Raw genomic sequence first — 6,967 nt, 5'->3', positions numbered from 1 at the left:
CTCCCCGGGGGGGAGAGGGAGAAACACCCTCCAGCCAGGACGGGTCGCGCGCCAGCACCGGCAGCTCCGCCCGCGTGTCGTCCAGGCGCGGCAGGCTGTCGAGCAGGCCGCGGGTGTAGGGGTGCGTCGCCGCGTGCAGCTCCGACGCGCGGCAGGTCTCGACCACCCGGCCGGCGTACATGATCAGGATGCGGTCGCAGAAGGACGCCACGAGGTTCAGGTCGTGGCTGACGAAGATCATCCCCATGCCGCGGCTGGAGCACAGCTCGTCCATGATCGCCAGCACCTGCATCTGTACCGTCACGTCGAGCGCCGAGGTCGGCTCGTCGGCGATCAGCAGGTCGGGGTTGGGGATCAGCATCATGGCGATCATGATGCGCTGGCCCATGCCGCCCGACACCTCGTGCGGGTACAGGCCGTAGACCCGCTCCGGGTTGCGGATGCGCACGGCCTCCAGCATCTCCAGCGCGCGCCGCTTCGCCTCCGCCGTGCCGGCGCTGGAGTGGACGCGGTAGGCCTCGGCGATCTGGGCGCCGATGGTCATCACCGGGTTCAGCGAGAATTTCGGGTCCTGCATGACCATGGAAATGCGCCGCCCGCGGATGCCGCGCAGCCGCTTCTCCGGCAGGGTCAGCAGGTCCTCTCCCTGAAAGCTCAGCCGGTCGGCGGTGACGATTCCGGGCGGCGGGACCAGCCGCAGGATGGCCCGCCCGGTCATCGACTTGCCGGAGCCGGACTCGCCGACGATGCCCAGCTTTTCCCGACCGACGGTGAAGGAGACGCCGCGCACCGCCTGCGTCACGCCTGTCCGGGTGGGGAAGGAGATGCGGAGGTTCTCGACCTCCAGCAGAGGTTTGTCGCTCATTGGCGGTTGGCTCATTGGCCTTTCGGGTCCAGAACGTCGCGCAGGCCGTCGCCCAGCAGGTTGAAGCCCAGGCTGACCACGAAGATGGCGATGCCGGGCATGGTGGCGACCCACCACTGCTCCAGCACATACTGGCGCCCGGTGGCGATCATCGCGCCCCATTCCGGCGCCGGCGGCTGCGCGCCGAGGCCGAGGAAGCCCAGCCCCGCCGCCGTCAGGATGATCCCCGCCATGTCCAGCGTCACCCGCACGATCAGCGAGGAGGCGCAGAGCGGCACCACATGGCCGAGGATGATCCGCGGCGTCGAGGCGCCCTGGAGCCGCGCCGCGCTGATGAAGTCGCTCTTGCGGATGGTGATCGTCTCGGCCCGCGCGATGCGGGCGTAGGGCGGCCAGCTGGTGATCGCGATGGCGATGATGGCGTTCTCGATGCCCGGCCCCAGCGCCGAGACGAAGGCCAGCGCCAGGATCAGCTTCGGGAAGGCCAGGAAGATGTCGGTGACGCGCATCAGCACCGCGTCCACCCAGCCGCCGAGATAGCCCGCCACCGTCCCGATCAGCAGCCCGGCCACCGGCGCCGTCACCGCGACCAGCGCCACGATCATCAGCGTCAGGCGGGAGCCGTAGAGGATGCGCGACAGGATGTCCCGCCCGAAGGCGTCGGTGCCCAGCCAGTGCGCCGCGCTGGGCGGCAGCAGCCGCTGCGACAGGTCCTGCGCGTAGGGATCGTAGGGAGCGAGCAGCGGGGCCAGCGCCGCCATCAGCACCAGCAGCAGCACGATGCCCAGCCCGATCATGGCCAGCCGGTTGCGCGCGAAGGCCAGCCAGCCCAGATAGACCCGGCCCAGCCGGGCCTGCCCGCGGGACCGCGGCGTCTCCGCCGTCAGCCACGCCCGCAGCCCGTTTTCGGTCGTTTGCGTCTGTGCGGTCATCGCGCCACTCATCTCGCACGGGGGTCCAGCAGACGATAGAGCAGGTCGGACAGCAGGTTCAGGCCGATGAAGACCGCCCCCACCACCAGCGTGCCGCCCAGCACCGCGTTCATGTCGGCCGACAGCAGCGAGTTGGTGATGTAAAGCCCCAGCCCCGGCCAGGCGAACACCGTCTCCGTCAGCACCGACCCCTCCAGCAGCGAGGCGTAGGACAGCGCCACCACGGTCGTCAGCGGCACCGCGATGTTGCCCAGCGCGTGGCGCCAGATCACCCGCGCTTCCGACATGCCCTTGACGCGGGCCGTCGTGATGTATTCCTGGCGGAGCTGGTCCAGCATGAAGCTGCGCGTCATCCGCGCGATGTAGGCCACGCTGTAGAGGCCGAGGATGCCCGCCGGCAGCACCAGATGGTGCAGCGCGCTCCAGAACACGTCGCTCTCGCCGGCCAGCAGGGCGTCCACCGTGATGATCCCGGTCACCGGATCGACCAGCCCCTCGTAGAAGACGTCCACCCGCCCCGGCCCCGGCGCCCAGTCGAGCCGCGCGTAGAAGACCAGCAGCGCCATCAGCCCCAGCCAGAAGATCGGGATGGAATGGCCGATCAGCCCGATCACCCGGATCAGATGGTCCGGCCAGCGCCCGCGATGGACGGCGGCCATCACCCCCGCCGGGATGCCCAGCAGCACGCCGACGACCAGCGCGGCGGTGGCCAGCTCCAGCGTCGCCGGGAAGACGCGCAGGATGTCCTCCAGCACCGGGCGGGAGGTCAGCACCGAGGTGCCGAAATCGCCCTGGATCACGTCGCCGACGTAGCGCAGGAACTGCTGCCACAGCGGCAGGTCCAGCCCCAGCTCCTGCCGGACGCGGGCGTAGGTGTCGGCGGACACGCGGTCGCCGACCACGGCGATCACCGGGTCGATGGGCACCACGCGCCCGATCAGGAAGGTGACGAGCAGGAGGCCGAGGACGGTCAGCGCCACCGAGACGAGCAGCCCCGCCCCGCGAAGCGCATGACGCCGCCCCGGCATCCCCCATCGTTTCAAGTTAGCGGCCAAGTTTCACCCGACTTGAGTTCAAAGTCCCTCTCCCGCCCCGGGAGAGGGAAGGGACCCGTGCAAAGCACGGGAAGGGTGAGGGTACCGCCAAGGATCAGCGCATCGATCCTCGCACGACCCTCACCCGGCGCCTTCGGCGCCACCCTCTCCCGGGTCGGGAGAGGGGCTGGGCAACCCGCCTTACTTCTTGCTGACCTTCCAGTAGTAGTTGCTGTCGAAGCTCGGCCCCCAGACCAGCCCCTCGACGTTGCTGCGCTCCGCGATCACCTCGGTCTGCTGGAACATGATGACGAAGGGCGAGGTCTCCAGCACTTCGCGCTGAAGCTCCTGGTACATCGCGGCGCGCTTTGCGGCGTCGCGCTCCTCCACCGCGGCGGCGGTCTTCTTGGTCAGCTCGGGGATGTCCCAGGCGTTGCGCCAGGACAGCGGCTTGGCCTTCGCGTCGTCGGCGTTGTCCGGGTTGGCGGCGAAGGTGTCGGCGTTGGTGTTCGGGTCCTGGTAGTCGGCGCCCCACTGGTAGAGCAGCGCCTCGTGGTTGCGGGCACGGTACTTGGTGACCACCTGCTTGCCGTCCGCCGGCAGCAGGTTGATCTTGATGCCCGCCGCCGCGGCACTGCCCTGGATGGCCTGGGCCATGTCCATGCTGGGCGAGGTGTTGCGGACGTCCATCGTCACGGTGATGCCGTCCGGATAGCCGGCTTGGCGAAGCAGCTCCTTCGCCTTGGCCGGGTCGTACGTGTACGGGTTCTCCTCCAGCGCGCCGAGGAAGCCCTTGGGCAGGAAGGCCTGATGGACGGTGCCGAGACCGTTCATGATGGTCTTCGCCATGCCGTCGTAATCCACGGCGTATTTGAAGGCCTTGCGCACGTCGGGCTTGGCCAGGACCTCGTTCTTCTGGTTCAGGCCGAAATAATAGAGCGTGCCCTTGGGCGCCTGGACGATGCGGATCTTGTCGTTGCCGCGCAGCGGCTCGAACTGCTCCGGCTTCAGGTTGCGGGCCACGTCGACGTCGCCCTTTTCCAGCAGCAGGCGCTGGGTCGCCGGCTCGGCGATGTGGCGGATCAGCACGCGCTTCACGGCGGGGGCGCCGCCCCAGTAGTTGGCGTTGGCCTCCAGCGACAAAAGCTCGCTGGCCTTCCACTGGCGCAGGACGAAGGGGCCGGACCCGGCGGAGTTGGCCTTGAGGAAGGCGGCGCCGAAGTCGCCGTTGACCTCCTTGCTCTTGACCAGCTTGGCATCGACCACGCCGGAGACGTCGGCGGTCAGGCAGTAGAGCACGAAGGTCGGGGCGTAGGTCTTGTCCGTCTCGAACACCAGGGTCCGCGGGTTGGTCGCGCGGACCTTCTGGTCGACGTTCTCCGGCGTCAGGCCGAACTGGGTCAGGATGAAGGCCGGCCCCTTGTTCATCTTCACGGCGCGCTGGAGCGAATAGGCCACATCCTCCGCCGTCAGCGGGTTGCCGGAGTGGAACTTGATCCCGTCGCGGATGGTGAAGGTGAAGGTCTTGCCGTCGTCGGAGACGGTCCAGCTTTCCGCCACCTGCCCGTAAATCTTGCTGACGTCGTTGACGTCGAAGCGGATCAGCCGGTCATAGACCTGGGCGCCGTATTCCGCCCCCGACAGCTCGAAGATCTCGCCGGGATCGAGCGTCACGATGTCGTCGAACTGCCAGGCCATGACCAGCGTGTCCTTCGGCGTGTCGGCCAGGACCGGCGTGGTCGCAAGACCGAAGGAAAGACCGGCGGACAGAAGGGCGGCGCCGGCCAGACGGCGCGCGAGCGTGTTCATGGTTCCCATACTCCCTGCATGATCCCGAACGACCCCGGACGGGGCGAATTCTCTTTGGAATTCTTAGCGGTTAACGGCCGGATGATCCGGCGGCGCGGGTTCGCCTGTCAAGCGGGCGGCGGTCATAGCGGCCCCCTGCGACCGAACGCGAAGGCCGTACCCCGGTCCGCAACAGGCTTGCCGATCCCGCCCTTCCATCCACATCACTGGCAAAGCGATGGAGGACCCATGGACCAGGAGCGTGAGAACGGCCAGTCGCGCGTGCCCAAGCCGCCGAGCCGCGACGAGGTGGAAAAGATCAGCGACGCGCAGCGTTACATCACCGATGACTGGACCGGCGACGGCGGAAAACCGGCGGACCAATCCAGGGACGACAGCGGACGTTGAGTCCGGGGCGTTGAGTCCGGCACCGTCCCCGCGTAGCCTCGTCCACCGAGGACCACAATCGCGGGGACGACCATGATCGGGAACGACGGAAAGCCGGTATCGAAGGAGGGGCTGCGCCAGCACCTCGCCGCCTACAACACGCAGTCGCGCGGCTCGAAGGAATTCGCGGCGATCCCGCGCGCGCTGGTCACCGTCTGCGACAACCTGAAGGCCGGCAAGACCACCTACGTGAGGTGCCTGGACGGCCAGTTGCAGCTCTCGCGGCGCAAGGACAACAGCGTCCAGGCGGCGTAGCGGCCCGTCAGCCCTCGCCCTTCACCGGAAAATCGAACCAGGGCAGGCGCAGGAACTCATACTCCCGCAGCCTCGGCGCCCGCCCGCGCCGTGTCCAGTCGTGGAGGACGGCGTAGGGCGCCGCCTGATCGAGCGTCCAGGCCGCCTCGTCCCGGTCGAAGAACCAGCCGATGCAGGCGCCGACGAGGCCGAGGAACTCACGCCCCGCCGCGGTCGGCGCGACGCCGAGGAAGCTGACGATGATGTCGTCGAACGGCCCGCGGGCACGATGGTCGCGCATGATCGTCAGGTCCCAGCCGACCCCGTCCCGCAACTCCGGCGGAAGCGGCGCCGTGCAGCGGGCGTCGATGTCGGTGATGAAGACCGGCGCCCCCGCCCGCTCCAGCAGATCCAGAGCCACGAAGAAGCGCGCGCAAGCGTAATAGGTGGTCTCGGCCCCCGGCGCGTGGGCGGACAGGTCGATGCGCTCCAGCGACCAGGACAGACGCCCCGGCTGGGCGGCGCAGCGGCGGTCCAGGTCGGCGCGGTCCTCCGCGCCGGGGTTGACGATGTGGACATGCACGCGGTCGCCCGGCGCGTCCTTCAGGGCATGGGACAGGAACCAGCCGCCGAAGCGCCGCCAATAGCCGGAATCGACGCTGACCAGCAGGATCGCGCCACCACCCGCCGCAGGAGGAACCGGCATCGACCGTTCCCCCGCCTCCGCGATGCGCGGCCGATACCCGGCGAGCGCGTCGAGGAAGGCCGGGCGCGCATCGACCTGCCGCCATTTCGCAGCCTGCGGGTCGGCGCGGATGGCCTCCTCCGACCAGCCGCGCAGACAGCGCCGGACAAGCCGCGAGGCGGTCACCAAGCGCCCTCGGCGGTAAAGGTCATGGGCGATGCAGGCCGCCGCCGCGCCATCCCCCGGCGCGCGCCGCAGCCGGTCCCGCGCCCTCCGGACGATCCGCTCCAGCCGCGCGTCGTCCAGCATGCCGCGGTGGATGGTCAGCACGGCGGTGCGGAACAGCGCGGCCTCCGCCACCTCGCCCGCCCCGCGCTCCAGCGCCGCCAGGAACAGGTCGAGCGCGCGGGCGAGCGGTTCGCCCCATGTCGCCTCCGGGCGGTCGGCGCGAGGGAACTCCGGCAGGGCGCCGCTGGCCTGCAAGGTCGCCATGGCAAGGTTGCTCAGCGCCGCCCCGTCGCCCGGACGCAGCCTTGCGGCCCGGTCGTAGCCCGTCACCGCCCCATCGGCCTCCCCTGCCGCCAGCCTCGCACGCCCCACGGCGGCCCAGCCGTCGGCGCTGTCCGGCGCCAGGGACAGGGCGTGGGCCAGCCAGCGCTCCGCCGCCAACCGTTCCGGCCCACCGGCCAGCAGCCGCCCCGCCGCCAGCGCCGCCGCCCCATAGCCAGGATCGATGCGGAGCGCGGCGCGGAAGCATCTGAGCGCCTCTTCCACCCGTCCCAAATCCTCACGGGCCAGATCGCCGAGCGCCAGCCCGCGGTTGAAGGCCGCCTTGGCGCGCGCCGGCTCCAGCGCCAGCGCACGCGCGTGTTGCCCGGCCGCCCGCACCGCGTCTCCGCCGCCGCGGCGCAGGCTGCCCAGATTGTCGTGATAGTCCGCCGCCTCCGGGTCCAGCGCGATGGCCAGGACGATCAGCGACACC

General features: G+C 69.8%; 7 protein-coding genes. 2 read left to right on the top strand and 5 right to left on the bottom strand.

What is annotated here, in order from left to right:
* The 4 genes from GBZ26_RS25170 to GBZ26_RS25155 form a co-directional block, all read right to left on the bottom strand.
* A partial coding sequence (locus GBZ26_RS25170; RefSeq protein WP_174441184.1) for an ABC transporter ATP-binding protein occupies window positions 1–865 on the bottom strand: 865 nt, incomplete at its 3' end.
* 11 nt (window positions 866–876) lie between these two features.
* Window positions 877–1,797: a nickel transporter permease gene (gene nikC, locus GBZ26_RS25165; protein WP_174441183.1), complete on the bottom strand. Its 921-nt coding sequence runs from the start codon at window positions 1,795–1,797 to the stop codon at window positions 877–879.
* An 8-nt stretch (window positions 1,798–1,805) separates the two neighbouring features.
* Window positions 1,806–2,825 carry an ABC transporter permease gene (locus tag GBZ26_RS25160; protein WP_174441182.1) on the bottom strand — a complete coding sequence of 340 codons (1,020 nt, stop codon included), beginning with the start codon at window positions 2,823–2,825 and terminating at the stop codon, window positions 1,806–1,808.
* Window positions 2,826–3,032: 207 nt separating this feature from the next.
* Window positions 3,033–4,640, bottom strand: a complete 1,608-nt coding sequence (locus GBZ26_RS25155; RefSeq protein WP_174441181.1) for an ABC transporter substrate-binding protein — start codon at window positions 4,638–4,640, stop codon at window positions 3,033–3,035.
* A 228-nt stretch (window positions 4,641–4,868) separates the two neighbouring features.
* Between GBZ26_RS25155 and GBZ26_RS25150 the strand changes: the two genes are divergently transcribed.
* Together GBZ26_RS25150 and GBZ26_RS25145 are read left to right on the top strand one after the other, a co-directional pair.
* Window positions 4,869–5,027, top strand: coding sequence for a hypothetical protein (locus GBZ26_RS25150; protein ID WP_174441180.1), 159 nt, complete (start codon window positions 4,869–4,871; stop codon window positions 5,025–5,027).
* Between the two features lie 72 nt (window positions 5,028–5,099).
* Window positions 5,100–5,321, top strand: a complete 222-nt coding sequence (locus tag GBZ26_RS25145) for a hypothetical protein (RefSeq protein ID WP_174441179.1) — start codon at window positions 5,100–5,102, stop codon at window positions 5,319–5,321.
* A 7-nt stretch (window positions 5,322–5,328) separates the two neighbouring features.
* Here the strand turns inward: GBZ26_RS25145 and GBZ26_RS25140 are convergent.
* Window positions 5,329–6,967: tetratricopeptide repeat protein (locus GBZ26_RS25140; RefSeq protein WP_174441178.1), on the bottom strand; the 1,639-nt coding region annotated here is incomplete at its 5' end.

The organism is Azospirillum formosense, assembly GCF_013340925.1.
Taxonomy (GTDB): Bacteria; Pseudomonadota; Alphaproteobacteria; order Azospirillales; family Azospirillaceae; genus Azospirillum; species Azospirillum formosense.
The sequence above is the reverse complement of the archived record's forward strand: the minus strand, read 5'-3'. Positions and strand labels throughout refer to the sequence as shown.